Source organism: Streptomyces sp. NPDC058375 (genome assembly GCF_042723425.1).
In the GTDB taxonomy this organism is placed as follows: Bacteria; Actinomycetota; Actinomycetes; order Streptomycetales; family Streptomycetaceae; genus Streptomyces; species Streptomyces durocortorensis.
In genome coordinates, this window is the sequence record NZ_JBHXJG010000023.1 from 15,192 (window position 1) to 29,844 (window position 14,653).

The 14,653-nt window shown below is 70.2% G+C and carries 16 protein-coding genes and 1 pseudogene; 8 read left to right on the plus strand and 9 right to left on the minus strand.

The features are described 5' to 3' along the window. The first annotated feature begins 89 nt into the window (after positions 1–89). A complete protein-coding gene (locus ACFWM7_RS06400; protein WP_383255751.1) occupies positions 90–722 on the plus strand; it encodes a hypothetical protein in 633 nt (210 codons plus the stop codon). A 331-nt stretch (positions 723–1,053) separates the two neighbouring features. Then, entirely contained in the window at positions 1,054–1,524 is a 471-nt protein-coding gene (locus ACFWM7_RS06405; RefSeq protein ID WP_383255754.1) for a pyridoxamine 5'-phosphate oxidase family protein, read from the plus strand. 22 nt (positions 1,525–1,546) lie between these two features. On the opposite strand, the gene ACFWM7_RS06410 is transcribed toward ACFWM7_RS06405, so the two are convergent. From ACFWM7_RS06410 to ACFWM7_RS06425, 4 genes and pseudogenes are all read right to left on the minus strand, one after another. After that, on the minus strand, positions 1,547–2,290 hold the full coding sequence (locus ACFWM7_RS06410) for an SDR family oxidoreductase (RefSeq protein WP_383255757.1): 744 nt from the start codon (positions 2,288–2,290) through the stop codon (positions 1,547–1,549). A gap of 60 nt (positions 2,291–2,350) precedes the next feature. Next, positions 2,351–2,524 (minus strand): annotated as a pseudogene (locus ACFWM7_RS06415) (N-acetyltransferase); the annotation flags it as partial. Between the two features lie 31 nt (positions 2,525–2,555). Further along, on the minus strand, positions 2,556–2,834 hold the full coding sequence (locus tag ACFWM7_RS06420; RefSeq protein ID WP_383255760.1) for a type II toxin-antitoxin system RelE/ParE family toxin: 279 nt from the start codon (positions 2,832–2,834) through the stop codon (positions 2,556–2,558). A gap of 3 nt (positions 2,835–2,837) precedes the next feature. Continuing rightward, complete coding sequence (locus tag ACFWM7_RS06425) at positions 2,838–3,116, minus strand: type II toxin-antitoxin system Phd/YefM family antitoxin (protein ID WP_383255762.1); 279 nt, start codon at positions 3,114–3,116, stop codon at positions 2,838–2,840. A gap of 188 nt (positions 3,117–3,304) precedes the next feature. Between ACFWM7_RS06425 and ACFWM7_RS06430 the strand changes: the two genes are divergently transcribed. Next, a complete protein-coding gene (locus ACFWM7_RS06430) occupies positions 3,305–4,396 on the plus strand; it encodes a hypothetical protein (protein ID WP_383255765.1) in 1,092 nt (363 codons plus the stop codon). Here ACFWM7_RS06430 and ACFWM7_RS06435 read toward each other — a convergent pair. Continuing rightward, positions 4,369–5,154 (minus strand): SAM-dependent methyltransferase, encoded by a 786-nt coding sequence (locus ACFWM7_RS06435; RefSeq protein ID WP_383255767.1) that lies wholly within the window; start codon positions 5,152–5,154, stop codon positions 4,369–4,371. The two genes, ACFWM7_RS06430 and ACFWM7_RS06435, sit on opposite strands and share 28 nt — an antisense overlap. Positions 5,155–5,595: 441 nt before the next feature. On the opposite strand from ACFWM7_RS06435, the gene ACFWM7_RS06440 reads away from it, so the two are divergent. Next, positions 5,596–6,498, plus strand: a complete 903-nt coding sequence (locus tag ACFWM7_RS06440) for a CPBP family intramembrane glutamic endopeptidase (RefSeq protein WP_383255769.1) — start codon at positions 5,596–5,598, stop codon at positions 6,496–6,498. A 324-nt stretch (positions 6,499–6,822) separates the two neighbouring features. On the opposite strand, the gene ACFWM7_RS06445 is transcribed toward ACFWM7_RS06440, so the two are convergent. Continuing rightward, on the minus strand, positions 6,823–7,422 hold the full coding sequence (locus tag ACFWM7_RS06445; protein WP_383255772.1) for a TetR/AcrR family transcriptional regulator: 600 nt from the start codon (positions 7,420–7,422) through the stop codon (positions 6,823–6,825). A gap of 179 nt (positions 7,423–7,601) precedes the next feature. On the opposite strand from ACFWM7_RS06445, the gene ACFWM7_RS06450 reads away from it, so the two are divergent. Continuing rightward, on the plus strand, positions 7,602–9,893 hold the full coding sequence (locus ACFWM7_RS06450) for a glycoside hydrolase family 3 N-terminal domain-containing protein (protein WP_383255774.1): 2,292 nt from the start codon (positions 7,602–7,604) through the stop codon (positions 9,891–9,893). Between the two features lie 57 nt (positions 9,894–9,950). On the opposite strand, the gene ACFWM7_RS06455 is transcribed toward ACFWM7_RS06450, so the two are convergent. Then, on the minus strand, positions 9,951–10,889 hold the full coding sequence (locus ACFWM7_RS06455; RefSeq protein WP_383255776.1) for a hypothetical protein: 939 nt from the start codon (positions 10,887–10,889) through the stop codon (positions 9,951–9,953). A 331-nt stretch (positions 10,890–11,220) separates the two neighbouring features. On the opposite strand from ACFWM7_RS06455, the gene ACFWM7_RS06460 reads away from it, so the two are divergent. Next, positions 11,221–11,862, plus strand: a complete 642-nt coding sequence (locus ACFWM7_RS06460) for a TetR/AcrR family transcriptional regulator (RefSeq protein WP_383255778.1) — start codon at positions 11,221–11,223, stop codon at positions 11,860–11,862. Between the two features lie 182 nt (positions 11,863–12,044). Continuing rightward, positions 12,045–12,662 carry a DUF6461 domain-containing protein gene (locus ACFWM7_RS06465; protein ID WP_383255781.1) on the plus strand — a complete coding sequence of 206 codons (618 nt, stop codon included), beginning with the start codon at positions 12,045–12,047 and terminating at the stop codon, positions 12,660–12,662. Between the two features lie 46 nt (positions 12,663–12,708). Here the strand turns inward: ACFWM7_RS06465 and ACFWM7_RS06470 are convergent, their stop codons facing one another. Further along, positions 12,709–13,035 (minus strand): hypothetical protein, encoded by a 327-nt coding sequence (locus ACFWM7_RS06470; RefSeq protein WP_383255784.1) that lies wholly within the window; start codon positions 13,033–13,035, stop codon positions 12,709–12,711. A 335-nt stretch (positions 13,036–13,370) separates the two neighbouring features. Beyond that, positions 13,371–14,150: a GntR family transcriptional regulator gene (locus ACFWM7_RS06475; protein WP_383255786.1), complete on the minus strand. Its 780-nt coding sequence runs from the start codon at positions 14,148–14,150 to the stop codon at positions 13,371–13,373. A gap of 18 nt (positions 14,151–14,168) precedes the next feature. On the opposite strand from ACFWM7_RS06475, the gene ACFWM7_RS06480 reads away from it, so the two are divergent. Continuing rightward, positions 14,169–14,636: an NUDIX hydrolase gene (locus ACFWM7_RS06480; RefSeq protein WP_383255854.1), complete on the plus strand. Its 468-nt coding sequence runs from the start codon at positions 14,169–14,171 to the stop codon at positions 14,634–14,636. Positions 14,637–14,653: the final 17 nt, after the last annotated feature.

Here is a 14,653-nt window from a genome sequence, read left to right on the forward strand (position 1 = left end):
TCCCGTGGTCCCTTCCGTGCGCCCCGGTGCCGGACGATCGCCTCGTCATCGCGGTGACGTGGCATGACGGGCCGTGGCACAGTCGCCGCATGTCCAACGACATCGCCTACCCCGTCTTCCGTACCCCCGACCGTGCCCTCGCCCTGAGCACTGCGCGTCGTCTCGTGGAGTTCGGTCGGTGGGAGCACTCCGAGGTCTACGTGTACGCAGAGCTCCCCTCCGTCGCCGAGGTGCGGCGGATGGCGCAGGAGCTGCCCGGGGGGTGGTTCCGGGGGCAGGAGGAGTACGGGGAGTTCGACGGGGTGCCGTTCGAGGATCAGCCCGCTCTGGTCGTCGGCATCAGGGGGCCGGATCTGCCGGCCGACCCGGCCGCGTACGAAGGGAGGTTGCCGGTGGAGTACGAACAGGAAGACCTGCCGGTCGGCAGCATCGAGGATGCCTTCACGGCGGCCGTAGGCCCGCACAGGGGCTACGTCAACTGGGAGTCGCTGTGCTGGCCGGACGCGCCGGACGTGGGCTTTTACGGCGAGTCCAAGCACGCCGAAGTGACGCTGCTCCTCAACACGCCCACCCGTGAACTCGACGAACCCGCTGACGACCACACCGTCCTCGTCCACGTCCGCAGCGTCGTCTTCGACGGCCGCCAGACGCAGGAGCCGTACGCGCACTGGCTCGCCGAGCAGGTGGGTCTCACGGTCATCGGGCCCGGGCAGCGGTCGTGAAGTCGGCCGGGGCGGCGGCTTCCGCAACTCCTCAGTGGGGAGCCGCAACCTCGCGCACCTAGCCGGTGGGCCGGACCGCCAGCGATGAGTCAAGAGACCGGTCATGGCGCGCACGCCGTGGCCGATCGCGCGCTCGTCGGCCGCGAACTCAGGAGAGTGCGGCGCACCGTCGATCCGGGGTGTCTGCGACGCCGAGGAAGAGCTGCGCGCCGGGAGCCTCTTTGAGGAACAGCGCGAAGTCCTCGCAGTTGTAGGGCCACGACGCCTCCGCCGTGCGGCGTAGGTCCGCCGCCCGATGCGGCAGGGGTGCGGCGCGCCATATTCTCCCCGCATGACGGCAGTTGACTCCCCTCGCAGCGGTCCCCGTAGCCCGGAGCAGCGCAAGCGTGAGGTGCTTGAGCGGCTCGTCCGGGACAACGACGTATGGGTCGCCACGGCCGACGCCACCGGCGAGCCGTGCCTTGTTCCGCTGGCTTTCTGGTGGGACGGCCAGGCGGTGTGGCTGGCCACCCGGGACACCAACCCGACCGGGCGCAATCTGTGCTCCTCGGGGCGGGTCCGGCTCAGTTTCGGCCATACCCGGGACGTGGTCCTGGTCCACGGCACCGCGCGCATGCTGACCCGGGAGGAGCTTCCGGCCGAGGTCGGCGACGCGTTCGCCGCCAAGGACGGCTGGGATCCTCGCAAGGACCACCCGTCGTACGTCTTCTTCCGGGTCACCCCGCAGGTCCTGCAGGCGTACGGAACGGTGCCCGAGATGACCGGACGGACCCTGATGCGCGACGGGCAGTGGCTGGTCTAGGCGGGCCTCGCCGGAGCGCGGCTCAGAGCACCCCTCCGTTGGCACGGATGTTCTGGCCCGTCAGCCAGCGTCCGTCCGGCCCCGTCAGGAACGCGACCACGTCCGCCAGGTCCTCCGGTTGGCCCAGGCGTCCCAGCGAGGTCATTCCGATGGCCGTCGCCAGCTTCTCCGGCTCGTTGGCCGCGTTCAGCAGGTCGGTGTCCGTGGCACCGGGGGACACGGTGTTGACCGTGATGCCGCGTGCGCCCAGCTCGCGCGACGCCACCAGGGTCAGTTGTTCGAGGGCCCCCTTGCTGGCCGCGTAGGGGGCGTTGCCGGGGGCGGGGAACACGGTGTTGAGGGTGGAGATGTTCACGATGCGTCCGCCGTCCCGCATGTGCCGTGCGGCGTAACGCACGGTGAGGAAGACCGCTTTGGCGTTGACGGCCATCACCCTGTCGAAATCAGCCTCGGCCGTCTCCGCGATGGGGACGACCTCGGTGTGCAGGGCCGCGTTGTTGACCAGGATGTCCAGGCCGCCGAGTTGCCGTTCGGCGGTGGCCAACAACTCCTCGGCCGCGCCCGTTTCGGCCAGGTCCCGTTGCACCGCGATGACCTTCCCGCCGGCCGCCGCGGCCTGCCGTACGACCTCGTTCGCGGCATCCCGGCTCTGCGCGTAGTTGAAGACCACCGCCGCGCCGTCCCGTGCGAGCCGCAGCACGACAGCTCGACCGATCCCCCGTGAGCCGCCGGTGACGACGGCTGCTTTGCCTGTGAGCGCTGTCATGTCTCTCCTGCCTAGATACGGCGTCTGTTGCGCACAACCGAGCCCTACCCACTCAGCGGCTCAGCGGCATCGTCCTGGCGGGCGCACCATGAAGACGTCGATCGGGTCCTGCGCTTCCCTGACGAATCCGTGGCGCTCGTAGAGCCGGCGGGCGGCACTGCCCCGCAGAACGTTCAGGCCCACGGTCATGCCCTGCGCGTCCGTTCGCTCCAGCACCGTGCGCCACCGCGCGGAGTATTCCAGTCGGCCTGCTCCGAGGGCGAGGTCAGAGAGCTCGGTAGATGTCTCGACGGTGGCCGACGGTCAGCACCCAGACGATGAGCCGACCGTCCTCCACCGTGTAGACGGCCCGGTAGTCACCCACTCGGAGACACCAGCGTGCGTGATGGCTCTGGAGCGGCTTGACGTCGAATGCGGCGAGGTCCCCCGCGTCCAGGGCCTTCTGGAGGTCTGCCAGACGGCCGAGGATGCGTCGGGCTTCCGGCAGCGGAATCTTGAGCAGGTCCCGCTGGGCGTGGGCCGTGAATCGAGTGACGTGGCCCATGGGTCAGTTGGCCGACCGGAGAAGTGCGGCCATCTCTTCGAGGGACACCGATCCCTCAGTTCCTTCGGCCTCCGCCTTGTCTGCCAGTCGGTTGAGCCATTCGTCCTCGTACCGCTCGGCGGCCTCGCGCAGGCGTCGGTACTCGTCGATGTCCACGATGACCGCTTCGCTCTTGCCTCGGCGGGTGATGATCGTGGGCGTCTCGTCACGGCGGGCGCGGTCGATGACGTCCGCGAGGTGCTTGCGTACCTCTGCCATGGATTCGGTCACGGGCTCACTCATGAAAATCAATGTAGCAGATGTACATCTGTTGCACGCCGAGGGTGAAGGGGGTGCCACGCTCTGCGGTACTGTGATCGTGTCATCACGCTCTGTGTGGTCAGTCGAAGAGGCACATAGAGCGGCCCCCGGGGGTGTTTGCGCACCAACCCGAGGGCCTTCACCACTAGTGGATCAGGAGTCCACCCGCGATGCTTTCGCATGTTATCCCGCCCCCTCGTGGCTACACGAAGGCCTCCAACAGCGTGGTGCGTCATCCGCGTATCGGCAGCGACGCGAAGATCCTGATCCTCTACGTCCAGGGGCTCCCCGAAGAGGACCGGGACAAGGCCTTGGGCGAGCATGCCCGTGCCATCCGTATGACCGGTCGCGCCTACCAGAAGGCCAAGGCCGACCTCGTGACGTACGGGTATGTGCACGAGAAGCGGGAGCCCGTCGCCGGAGGGCGCTGGCGGACCGTCCAGGTCTTCAGCAACGAGCCATTGACGGACGAGCAGGCCGCGCGGCTCCGGGCCGGTGTTCCCGCCGACGGGTACGAGAGCACGGGCGGTTCCGCCGTGCCGGACACGTGGCCCGCTCCGAGTGCGCACTTTCCGACCGTCGGTGAGCCGACCGGTCGGATGGCCGGTGGTCAATTACCCGCGGACGAAGAACAGGGCGAAAACTCTTCCCACCCACCCACCGAAGCGGCCGAGGCGGAGGAAGTCCCCGGGGAACCGGAAGCGCCCTCGCAGGAGGAACTCGCACTCGCCGAGCGCGTGTTGCTCTCGCTCAGGCACCAGGCCCGGCAGCTCACCCTCGGAGTGTGCGAGGCCCGCAAGCTCGCCGCGCTCGCCGCCGAGTGGCTGCGACGGGGCGTCAGCGCCGGGGAACTGCGACTGGCGCTCAGCGGCGCGCTGCCGCCGGAAGGGGTACGTACGGCCTTCGGGTTCCTGGCGCACCGGTTGGTGGAGAAGTTGCCCCCGCGCCCGGAGGAGACGGCGGACCTGGGGGATCCGGTGGCGGCGGGATCCGCTCAGCCACCGCCGTCACGGCCCCTGCCCCTGCCCCTGATCGCCTGTGACGGGCCCGGCGAGGAGCACATGTTCCGGCCGCACGAATCATGGGTCACCACCTGCGGGCCCTGCCACCGCGATCAGCAACGCGCCTACTGGGCCGACCTGATGGTCCGGGCCGAGGCAGACCCCGCGCCCCCGCCGCCTTCCTGGCGGGAGCGCGTCGCTATCGAGATCCAGGCGGACGAGATCGCTTCCGGCTACGGAACCCGGGCCACCGCCACGTAGATGCCGCTGAGCTCCTGGGTGGGCGCGGGGGTGCCCTTGAACCACTCCGGGGCCTTCACCAGGCCGGGGGCGGCGATCTCCAGGCCCTCGAAGAACCGGGAGAACTCCTCACGGGTCCGCAGGGCCAGCTGGATGCCGCCCTTCTTGTACTCGTCCTCGCTCTGCTGCCCCAGCTCCTCGTTCACGTCGGACGCGCCCTGGGACAGCACGACGTAGCTGCCGGGCGCCATGGCGCTGGTGAACGTGCGGACGATGCCGATCGGGTCCTCGGCGTCCGGCAGGAAGTGGAGGAGGCCGAGCAGCGACAGGGCGATCGGGCGGTCGAAGTCCAGGGTCTCGCGGGCCGCGTCGAGGATGATCGCGGGCTCACGGACGTCGGCGTGGACGTAGTCCGTCACGCCCTCCGGCCGGCTGACCAGCAGCGCTTCCGCGTGGCGCAGGACGATGGGGTCGTTGTCGCAGTAGACGACCCGGGCGGAGGGGTGGATCTCCTGGGCGGTCTGGTGCAGGTTCGGCTCGGTGGGGATGCCCGTCCCGATGTCCAGGAACTGCGTCACGCCCTCGCCCGCCAGCCAGGCCGTCGCGCGGTTCATGAAGGAGCGCTGCTGGTGGGCGCCGACCTTCGCCTCGATGGGCAGGAGCTCGGCCACCTTCTGGTCCACCGGGTAGTTGTCCTTGCCGCCGAGCAGCGCGTCGTAGACCCGGGCCGAGTGGGGCTTGCTGGTGTCGATCGGGGGGTGAGGCGCCTGTGCCGTCATGCCGAACTCCAGATACACGTGGTGTGGACCATTCAGTCGACGCAGTCTGCCACAGCAACCCCGTTGCGACGCACGTGTGTTCGCTCGTCGCGTGGGGGCGGGAGGGGGAGACCCGGCCAAGGGTTCCCTTGGGCGCAGCTTCTCGATCCACTCGTGACCGGGGCGTTGCGAGGGCCGTGAATCTGCTCACCCGCGCCGGTCCGTGCTTTGACCTCGTGCGCGTGCGCGCCCAGGATCGACGCTGTGAACCCTGACTCGCCCCAGCCCCAGCCCCAGCCCCAGCCCCAGCCCCAGCCCCAGCCTTCGTCCCCTTGGGCCCCGCCGTCGTCATCCGGCGAGCCGCCGCGCCCGTCGGAACAGGCCTGGCAGGGCGGGCAAGCCTGGCAGGGCGGGCAGGGCTGGGACAGGCCCCCGGAGTGGAGCCGCCCGCCGAGCGGTCCGGTGCGGGCGCCCTCGGGATCCCGCTACGACGAGCAGGGGCGCAACGGCCAGGGCGGACGGTTCGGCTGGCTGGGCGAGCTGTCGGTCGTCGTGGTGCTGGTCGTGGTGGGCGTACTGGTCGTCAGCATCATCGGGTTGGTCGTCGCGGAGCTGCTGGGCGCGGGGCCCGCCTCGGCGGACAGCGAACTCTTCTTCGAGGACCCGGTCGCGGACCTGGTCGTCCAGCTCCTCGGCATCGCGATCGGCATACCCATCGTCCTCCTGGCCGTCCGGCTGCTGGGCCGGCGCCCGGCCGGGACCGTCTCCTCCGTCGTCGGGCGGCTGCGCTGGGGCTGGCTCGGGCGGTGCGCCGCCGTGGGCTTCCCGCTGATGATCGTGCAGATCGGCCTGCTGATCGCGTGGACCTGGAACGACGAGCCGGTCGGGGAGTCGGGGAGCGGCTTCCCGGGATGGCCCGTCTTTCTGCTGAGCCTGACCGTGATCCTGGCGCTCGTCCCGTTCCAGGCCGCCGCCGAGGAGTACGTCTTCCGGGGCTGGCTGGTCCAGGTGATGGGCCGGGTCGTACGTACACCCTGGCCCGCGATCGTCGTCGCGTCCCTGCTGTTCGCCCTGGCCCACGGGTTCGGTGAACTCTCCGGGTTCCTCCTGCTGTTGTACTCGGCGCTGTGGTGGGGCTGGCTGGTGATCCGTACCGGCGGGCTCGAAGCCGTGATCGTCATGCACGTCGCGAACAACCTGCTGGCCTTCGGCCTGGCGGCCGGCTTCGGCGAACTGGCCAGCACGGAGACCGCCGCCGACGCGCCCTGGCAGGCCATGGCGGCCGAACTCGTCTTCGCCCCGCTGTACTGCCTCACCATGGCCCGGATCGCCGGCCGCCGCGGGATCGAGCGGGTGAGCCCTTGACCGGTGCAGGCCGTACGCGGGGTCCGTGGAAGGCTCTGGGCCCTGATCAACCTGTGGATGCGGCGCAGGCTGATCGCCGAGGCGTCCTCGTACCCCTGCTGGCCGCCGGCCATGACGCTGACACGGCCGCGGCCGAGAAGCCGAAGAGCAGGGCCGCCGCCCCGAAGGCTTTGGGCAGCGGGTGGGGCCGGTTCCGCAGCAGCAGCACGACCACCAGGGCGCACGCCGGTTCAGCCGCCCCGCTGAGATGCGGGAGAAGTCCCATCAACGGCGTCGGCATGGCACCCGTTCATTTTGTCAGTGGCTCGGGGAGCCACACCCGTTTCAGAACCGCACGGTCAACTGCGCGCGGACGTGGGCCCGCAGCACCTCCGCCATGTCCGTCGCGCAGTCGCTGATCAGCCACTGGATCTGGAGGCCGTCCATCAGCGCGATGAGCTGCTGCGCGGCGGCCGACGGATCGACGTCGTCCCGGAGTTCGCCCGCCTCCCGGGCCTGGAGATAGGCGCGTTCGGTGTTGGCCACGGACGTACGGTAGCGGGCCTCGAAGTACGCGTGCGCCGGGTGGTCGGGGGCCGTGGCCTCCGCCGCGACCACCGAGAACAGCTCCACGATCCCGCGCCGCTTGGCGTTCAGCTCGGCGAGGTCCACCAGTCGGCGCAGATGGTCCACGCCCTGGGTGACGCCGAGCGCCAGCCACTCGTCGTCCACGTCGTCGCGCCGCTGGAGTACGGCGAGGAGCAGCGCCTCCTTCGTCGGGAAGTGGTGCAGGAGTCCGGGGTGGGAGATGCCGCACCGGGTGGCGATGACACGGAGCGACGCGCCCCGGTAGCCGGCCTCGCCGAACAGGGCCATCGCCTGGTCGAGGATCTCGATCCGCTTGGCCCGGCCCTTGGCGTAGCCGCGCCGGGTTTCCGGGGTCACGCGTATTCACCCGCTGTCATCGCCACGCCTCTCGTTCCGCCCCAGATTCTCACAGGGGCGAATACTTACCAAGCGGTCGGGATTGAGCGTACGGTACTGCGAGTGCCGCCGTGGTCGTGATGGCTGCCGTAGCCGTCGTAGCCGTCATAGCCGTCATAGCCGTCGTGAAAGGAAGTCCTGTGGGTCTCAAGCCGCCGTACCTCGACCCCGCGCTGCCCGTCGCGGAGCGGGTCGCCGACCTCCTGGGGCGCATGACGCTGCCCGAGAAGGTGGGCCAGATGCTTCAGCTCAACGCCAAGGAGGGCGTGCGGCACCTCGTCGAGGACCTGCACGCGGGCTCGATCCTGCACGCCTCGCCGGAGCGGGTGCGCGAGGCCGCCGCGCTCACCGCGAAGACCCGGCTGCGCATCCCGCTGCTCGTCGCGGAGGACTGCATCCACGGGCACTCGTTCTGGGAGGGGGCCACGATCTACCCGACGCAGCTCGGGATGGCCGCCACCTGGGATCCGGAGCTGGTGGAGCGGATCGCGCGGGCGACGGCGGTCGAGGTCGCGGCGACCGGGGTGCACTGGACGTTCTCGCCGGTGCTCTGCATCACCCGGGACCTGCGGTGGGGCCGGGTGAGTGAGACCTTCGGCGAAGATCCCTTCCTCATCGGTGAGTTGGCCTCCGCGATGGTGCGCGGCTATCAGGGTGACGGCCTCGACGACCCGACCGCGATCCTGGCCTGCGCCAAGCACTTCGCCGGGTACTCCGAGACCCAGGGCGGCCGGGACGCCAGCGAGGCGGACATCTCGCGCCGCAAGCTGCGCTCCTGGTTCCTGCCGCCGTTCGAGCGGGTCGCGAAGGAGGGGTGCCGGACGTTCATGCTCGGCTACCAGTCGATGGACGGCGTGCCGATCACCGTCAACAACTGGCTGCTCAACGAGGTGTTGCGCGGCGAGTGGGGCTACACCGGGACCTTGGTCACCGACTGGGACAACGTCGGCCGCATGGTGTGGGAGCAGAAGGTCTACGCCGACTACGCGCAGGCGTCGGCCGCGGCGGTCCGCGCGGGCAACGACATGGTGATGACCACGTCGAACTTCTTCGCGGGGGCCCAGGAGGCCGTGGCCCAGGGCGCGTTGACGGAGAAGGAGATCGACGCCGCCGTACGCCGCATCCTGACGCTCAAGTTCGAGCTGGGCCTCTTCGAGGACCCGCGCCACCCCGACTCCGCCCGGCAGGCCGAGGTCATCGGCAGCGGGGCGCACGCGGTGCTGAACCTGGAGGCGGCCCGCCGCTCGCTGGTCCTGCTGGCCAACGACGGCACGCTGCCGTTCGCGGGCGGCCTGACGGCGGACGAGGCCGGCCGGGGCAGGCCGTTGGCCCCCGGACGCCCTCGTACGGTGGCGGTCGTCGGCCCCAACGCGGATGACGCGCAGACCCAGTTGGGCGACTGGGCGGGCTCCTCCGGTCAGGCCGACTGGCTGCCGGACGGCCAGCCGCGCGCCATGATCCGTACCGTCCTCGACGGCTTCCGCGACCACGTGCCCGCCGACTGGACCGTCTCGTACGCTCCCGGCGCCCGGATCCTGGATGTCGGGCCCGACCCGGAGGGGGAGTTCTTCCCCGACGGCCAGCCCCGCCCCGAGGTCGTCGTCCCTGCCGCGCCCGACCCGGCGCTGATCGCCGACGCGGTCGCCGCGGCCGAGGCCGCCGACCACGTGGTGGCCGTCGTCGGCGACCGGATCGAGCTGATCGGCGAGGGCAAGTCCACCGCGACGCTCGAACTCGTCGGCGACCAGGTCGCGTTGCTGGACGCGCTGGCGGCGACGGGCAAGCCGCTGGTCGTCGTGGTCATCAGCTCCAAGCCGCTGGTGCTGCCGCCTTCCGCGCTCGATGCGGCGGCGATCGTGTACGCGGCCAACCCGGGCATGCTCGGCGGCCGGGCGATCGCCGAACTGCTCCTCGGCCTGATCGAGCCGACCGGCCGCCTCCCGCTCTCCTTCGCCCGGCACGCGGGCCAGCAGCCGACGTACTACAACCAGGTGCGCGGCCAGCACGGTACGCGCTACGCGGACCTCACCCAGCGCCCGGCGTTCGCGTTCGGCGAGGGGCTGAGCTACTCGACGGTCGCCTACACGGACCTGGAGGTGCTGACGGCGGTGGTCGACGAGTCGGAGACCGTACGGGCCAGGGTCACGGTGACCAACACGGGGACGCGGGCGGCGCTGGAGACGGTGCAGGTGTACGTGAGCGACACGGTGACGTCGGTGACCTGGGCGGAGAAGGAGCTGAAGGCCTACCGGCAGGTGGAGTTGGTGCCGGGCGAGTCGCGCGAGCTTCTCTTCGAACTCCCGGTGGCCGACTGCACGCTGGTGGACGCGGAGGGCGTCCGCGTCGTGGAGCCGGGCCGCTTCGAACTGCTGGTGGGCCCGTCGTCCCGGGACGAGGATTTGCTGCGGGGGGAGTTCACGGTCAAGGGGTGAGGCGGGGGCGTGCGAGGGGCGGCGGTGAGGGCGTGCGAGGAGAGGGGGCGGGCGGGGTCACGGCTCTTCGGACGTCCTCCTCAGCTCGTACAGGTCCCAGGAGTCCGGGTCGCCGATGAACTGGTAGAGGGCGAGCCGGCTCTCCGTACCGCCGACGTTCCAGGTGCCGTACGTGCACGAGTCGACCCTGACGGCCACCACCTGTGACCATCGGCCCTCGCCGGGTTCGTACGTCCAGGTGCCCTGCCCCGTACAGATGTCGCCGTCGTCTTCCCCGTCCCCAGGTCCCCAGCCGCCGAGGTCGTCGTCGATGGCGTCGGCGGTGACCCGGCCGTCGGCCCCGAAGGTGAGCGTTCCGCCGCGTCCGTCGGACCAGCGGCCGACGATGTCGGCCGAGGTGACCGCCGGTGGTCGGTACTCCTGGAGCAGCCCCGTCCCCAGGCCGACGCCGCCGAGGACGGCGGTGAGGACGATGGCGGCCGCTCCCCACAGGGTCACCGGCCCGAAGACCCGCTCCCGGCGCGACCGCCAGAGCAGCGCCGGAACGGTGAGCGCGGCCGTGGTCAGGAACCACCCCAGGGCGGCGGCGCCGGCCCCCGCGCCGTCGGCCAGGACGACGACGGCGCCGAGGAGCACGAGGGAGACGGCCCCCGCCACCACCGGAACCCACCACCACACCTCGCGCCCGCCGAACCGGCGCCCCAGTACGTCGCTGAGCCAGGCGGTGGGGAAGACGAGGCCCACGGACAGCGCGGCGGCGATCACGGTCGCGAACACGGCGAGCACCGGCAGAAGGAAGATGAACATCGCCGAACCGCCGACGCCCGCGTTCGGTGACTCCTGCGTGACGCCGTACACGATGGACACGACGAGCGCGAGCGTCGCTTCCAGGAGCAGCACCAGGATCGAGAGCAGCAGCGACAGCCCGAAGAGCCGCTTCTTCCCCGTCCTCTGCGCCGCCCCCGCCCCCGCCCCCGTCCCCGTCCCCGTTCCCATCCCGGTTCTCTTCGCCGTCTTCTCCACTGTTGAGCCCCCCTTTGCGCACGGTGATGTACGCGCACGCCCCCGCCGGGGGCGGCAGCTACGGTCATCGTGCCAGAGCAGTTTGAACGCGTTCAACGCAGGGTGGGCGGTGGGCGGGGCGCGTTCGGGGCGCGCCCGGGGTGCGTCCGGGGGTGTGCAAAGAAGAAGCGTTTCCGCGTGCGGGTATTCCCCCGTATGGGTGTGGCGCGGCCGTCCGGACGGCGGTGGGGCGAGCACAATGGGGCGGCGGTTCGTGCAGAGGCGCGCAGGCCCCTCTCCCGCACCTTGCGCTCAAGGAGGACCGGTGGCGGACAGCTGGACGGTTCAGCGGACCGGGCCCGGGGATGTCGCGCGCACGCAAGCGCGGGAACAACTTCTGGAAGCAGCCAGGGAGTTGTACGGCATCAACGGATACCGGGAGACCGCCGAGCACGATGTGTGCGAGGCGGCCGGGGTGCCGGTCGAGGTGCTGCGTCAGGAGTACGGGTCACGGGAGGGGCTGCTCATCGCCCTCCACAACCGGGTCACGACGACGGGGCTGCGGGCTGCGGAGAGCGCGCTGCTGACCGAGGGCATCGAGGAGTGCTCGATCGAGGAGCGGGTCCGGCGGCTCTTCGACGCGTACGTGGAAGCCGTCACCCGCGACCCGCGCGAGGCCCGCGTGACGTTCGTCGAGGTGCTGGGCGTGAGCGCCGTGGTCGACGAGCACTGCAAGCTCTGGCGGGCGCTGTGGACGGAGTTCCTGACGGGGGAGGCCGAGCGGGCGGTGGACCGGGGCGAGGCGGAGGACCGGGACCACCGGGTCGACGTGATGGTGATGGTCGGCACGGTCCACGAGCTGATGGCCCACCACGCCCGCCGCTGCCGCCGTGCCCGCCCCGGCGAGGTCTCGGGCGAACTGACCCAGCTGGCCCTGACGATGCTGGGGTCGCAGCGGAGCGGGTGAGCTTCTGCCGGGGCGCCCGCTGCCGGCCGGGGCGTGTACCGGACGGGCCTGGCGGTCAACGCCTCGGCAGGAGCACGGGCGGCGGCGACGGTCACGGTGAACGGTGGCGTACCTGCGCGATGTTCTCCCCGCCCTGAGCCGCCCGATCACATGACGGGCGGACTCAGCTGGATACTGGTCACATGACGGACGGACTCGGCTGGATATACGAGGCTTACCCCTTCGGCTACAGCCTCGCCTTCTGCGAAGGCCTCACGCCGGAGGAGGTGCTCGAACGGCTCGGAGCCGAGCGCGCGTCCCTCCACCCGCTCACCAGCGTCGAAGCCCAGGAGATCGAGCTCCGCAACGCGGCGGACGAGCCCTACGACTTGGACGACCTGGACGTCGAGGCCGTGGAAGAGCTGGGGTTCCTGCGGCGTGAGACCGACGCGGTCGTCCGGGCCGGCTCCATCGAGGGATGGTCCTTCGCGATCCAGGCCTCCACGTCGTACGTCTCCGCCCGGAATTATCTCTCTGCGCTCTCCCGAGGCACCCGCGTCATCGCTGTCAGCAGGGACGTGAATGCCGTGCAGCGGGTGGAGTACGCGGTCGACAGACGTGTCCTGTCGACCTTCGACCCTGCCCTTCCGGCGTACAACGATGGTGACGACCCATCAGCGCTCGCATGGCCGGCGGACGACGAGGTGTTGGGCTCAACGCAGGTTCTGGAGCATCTGGAGCGCCTGTTCGGGGTGTGGGTGCCGAAGGCTTCCGAGAAGCAACGCCTGCCCGCAGCGGCGCTGTCGACATCCCGAAGGTGAAGCCTTTTCCCTCGCTGCCGGTCGCGTGGTGAGGGGGTATGCGGGGTCAATCGATGGCCGAGACACTTCCCGTGGCGTCTTGCCAGGTGTGCTGCTCGGGGTGGCCGACGAAGAGGCAGCAGCCCTCTCCGTCCGGTACGGGGCCGGTCACCGGACAGTCCTGAAGCGCGGTCAGGTCCGTTGAGGTTCCGTACCAACGGAGCCATAGAGCGGTGCCGTACGCGTTGACTTCGGCAAGGAGCCCGTAGTGCTTCTCGCCCCCGTGGGCGGACAGTTGGCACTGAACGGCCCGGTCGACGCATCCGTCCGGGGCCTTCTGCCGGGCTTCTCGTGCCAGGTCCGGTGGCACGCGACGCCAGTGATTGCAGCGCATTACGACACCCTCCGCAGGGATTCGGCGGAGTTGAGCTCCGCGCAGCGTCCGCACGTGCAGGGCGGGAAGACGCCGGGGTTGTCGGGGAGCGCCGGATTGTCGCCCACGCATACCTCGGTGAGTGGCCCCCACGTCCGGCCCGAGTCGTGCGAGACCCGCAGTGTCATCCGTACTTCAGCAACCTTGGACGGCGGCATGAGCACCTCATATAGAAGAGACGATCTCCTCCACTCATGTACATGAGTGACGGTCGATAGGGTGCCGCACTCCTGTACATGAGTCAAGTGGTTCGTCGTGTGGAGTCAGGGCGTGCGCGGAGATTGCCTGATGACGCCTCAGTCTGTGGCTGGGAAGCGGTAGTCCAGGACGAACTGGTCGGCGGCCATGACGGTGTCGCACACCTCCACGACCCGTCCGGCCTTCGTTTCCGCGTTTCGGACCAGGTGGATCACGGGAGAGCCCGGGCTCAGTGCGAGTGCGGTCGCCTCGGCCTTGGTCGCGAGGCGGGCCCGGACGGTTTCGGTGAACTCGGCGAGGGTGTGGCCGTGGTCTTCAAGGCGGGCGTAGATCCCGCCGCCGCCGGGATTCTCGGCGAACATCTCCGGGATGTCCTTCACCACGTCCCACGGGAGGTACGAGGTGGCCTCTTCCGCGGGTACGCCCTCCCTGAAGTAGCGGCGCTTGCGGGCGAGGACCTGGGAGCCGGCGGACACGCCCAGCCGCTCGGCGATCTCCTGCGGTGCCTCGGCAGGGCCGATGAAGAGGACGGTCACGGACGGCTTGTCACCGGACTGTTCGGCTTCCGCGAGGTACGCCGCCTTGCCCGCCTTCCGGTGTGTGCGGCGGAACCGGTCGGAGGACTTGCGCTGTACGGGCGGCCTGGACCGGACGAACGAACCCCGGCCGTGGTGGGTTTCGATCAGCTGGGTCGCCCGTAGTTCGGCGACCGCCTTGCGCACCGTGCCCGAGGCGACGCCGTACCGCTCCATGAGGGCCGTCTCGCTCGGCACGGCGTCCCCGGCTGCCAGGACGCCGGACCGGATCTGCGCGGCAAGGTCGTCGGCGATCTGAAGATATTTCGCCTTGGTCGAAGAGGTCACATCGCTACTCGCCATAGTCCTTCTGAGTCTCCTATCCTCATGTACATGAGTAACATCCGTCAGGAAACCCCGTCAACGCCGCTCCACTCCGTGTCCGTAGCCGGGGTGGTCGTCCGGGAGGACGGCCGGGTGCTCACGATCAAGCGGGCCGACAACGGGACCTGGGAGCCGCCCGGAGGCGTGCTCGAACTGGCCGAGGACCCCGAGGACGGCGTACGACGCGAGGTCTACGAGGAGACCGGCATCAAGGTCGACGTGGACCGGCTGACCGGCGTCTACAAGAACACCTCCCGAGGCATCGTCGCTCTGGTCTTCCGCTGCCGCGTCGAAGGCGGAAGCGAGCAACTCTCGGATGAATCAGCGGCAGTTGAGTGGCTGACCCCGGACCAGGTGACCAGCCGCATGGCCGAGGTCTACGCGGTCCGGGTCACCGATGCCCTGATGGACGGCGCGGCCCGCGTGCGGGCGCATGACGGCCGGAAGCTCGCCCGGGACGCTTGAGATCGAGGACAACCGGC

Excerpts from the sequence above, each read along its gene's own strand:
- ACFWM7_RS06400 (WP_383255751.1), top strand. The coding sequence starts at position 90 with ATGTCCAACGACATCGCCTACCCCGTCTTCCGTACCCCCGACCGTGCC.
- ACFWM7_RS06405 (WP_383255754.1), top strand. The coding sequence starts at position 1,054 with ATGACGGCAGTTGACTCCCCTCGCAGCGGTCCCCGTAGCCCGGAGCAG.
- ACFWM7_RS06410 (WP_383255757.1), bottom strand. The coding sequence starts at position 2,290 with ATGACAGCGCTCACAGGCAAAGCAGCCGTCGTCACCGGCGGCTCACGG.
- ACFWM7_RS06420 (WP_383255760.1), bottom strand. The coding sequence starts at position 2,834 with ATGGGCCACGTCACTCGATTCACGGCCCACGCCCAGCGGGACCTGCTC.
- ACFWM7_RS06425 (WP_383255762.1), bottom strand. The coding sequence starts at position 3,116 with ATGAGTGAGCCCGTGACCGAATCCATGGCAGAGGTACGCAAGCACCTC.
- ACFWM7_RS06430 (WP_383255765.1), top strand. The coding sequence starts at position 3,305 with ATGCTTTCGCATGTTATCCCGCCCCCTCGTGGCTACACGAAGGCCTCC.
- ACFWM7_RS06435 (WP_383255767.1), bottom strand. The coding sequence starts at position 5,154 with ATGACGGCACAGGCGCCTCACCCCCCGATCGACACCAGCAAGCCCCAC.
- ACFWM7_RS06455 (WP_383255776.1), bottom strand. The coding sequence starts at position 10,889 with ATGGGAACGGGGACGGGGACGGGGGCGGGGGCGGGGGCGGCGCAGAGG.
- ACFWM7_RS06465 (WP_383255781.1), top strand. The coding sequence starts at position 12,045 with ATGACGGACGGACTCGGCTGGATATACGAGGCTTACCCCTTCGGCTAC.
- ACFWM7_RS06470 (WP_383255784.1), bottom strand. The coding sequence starts at position 13,035 with ATGCGCTGCAATCACTGGCGTCGCGTGCCACCGGACCTGGCACGAGAA.
- ACFWM7_RS06475 (WP_383255786.1), bottom strand. The coding sequence starts at position 14,150 with ATGGCGAGTAGCGATGTGACCTCTTCGACCAAGGCGAAATATCTTCAG.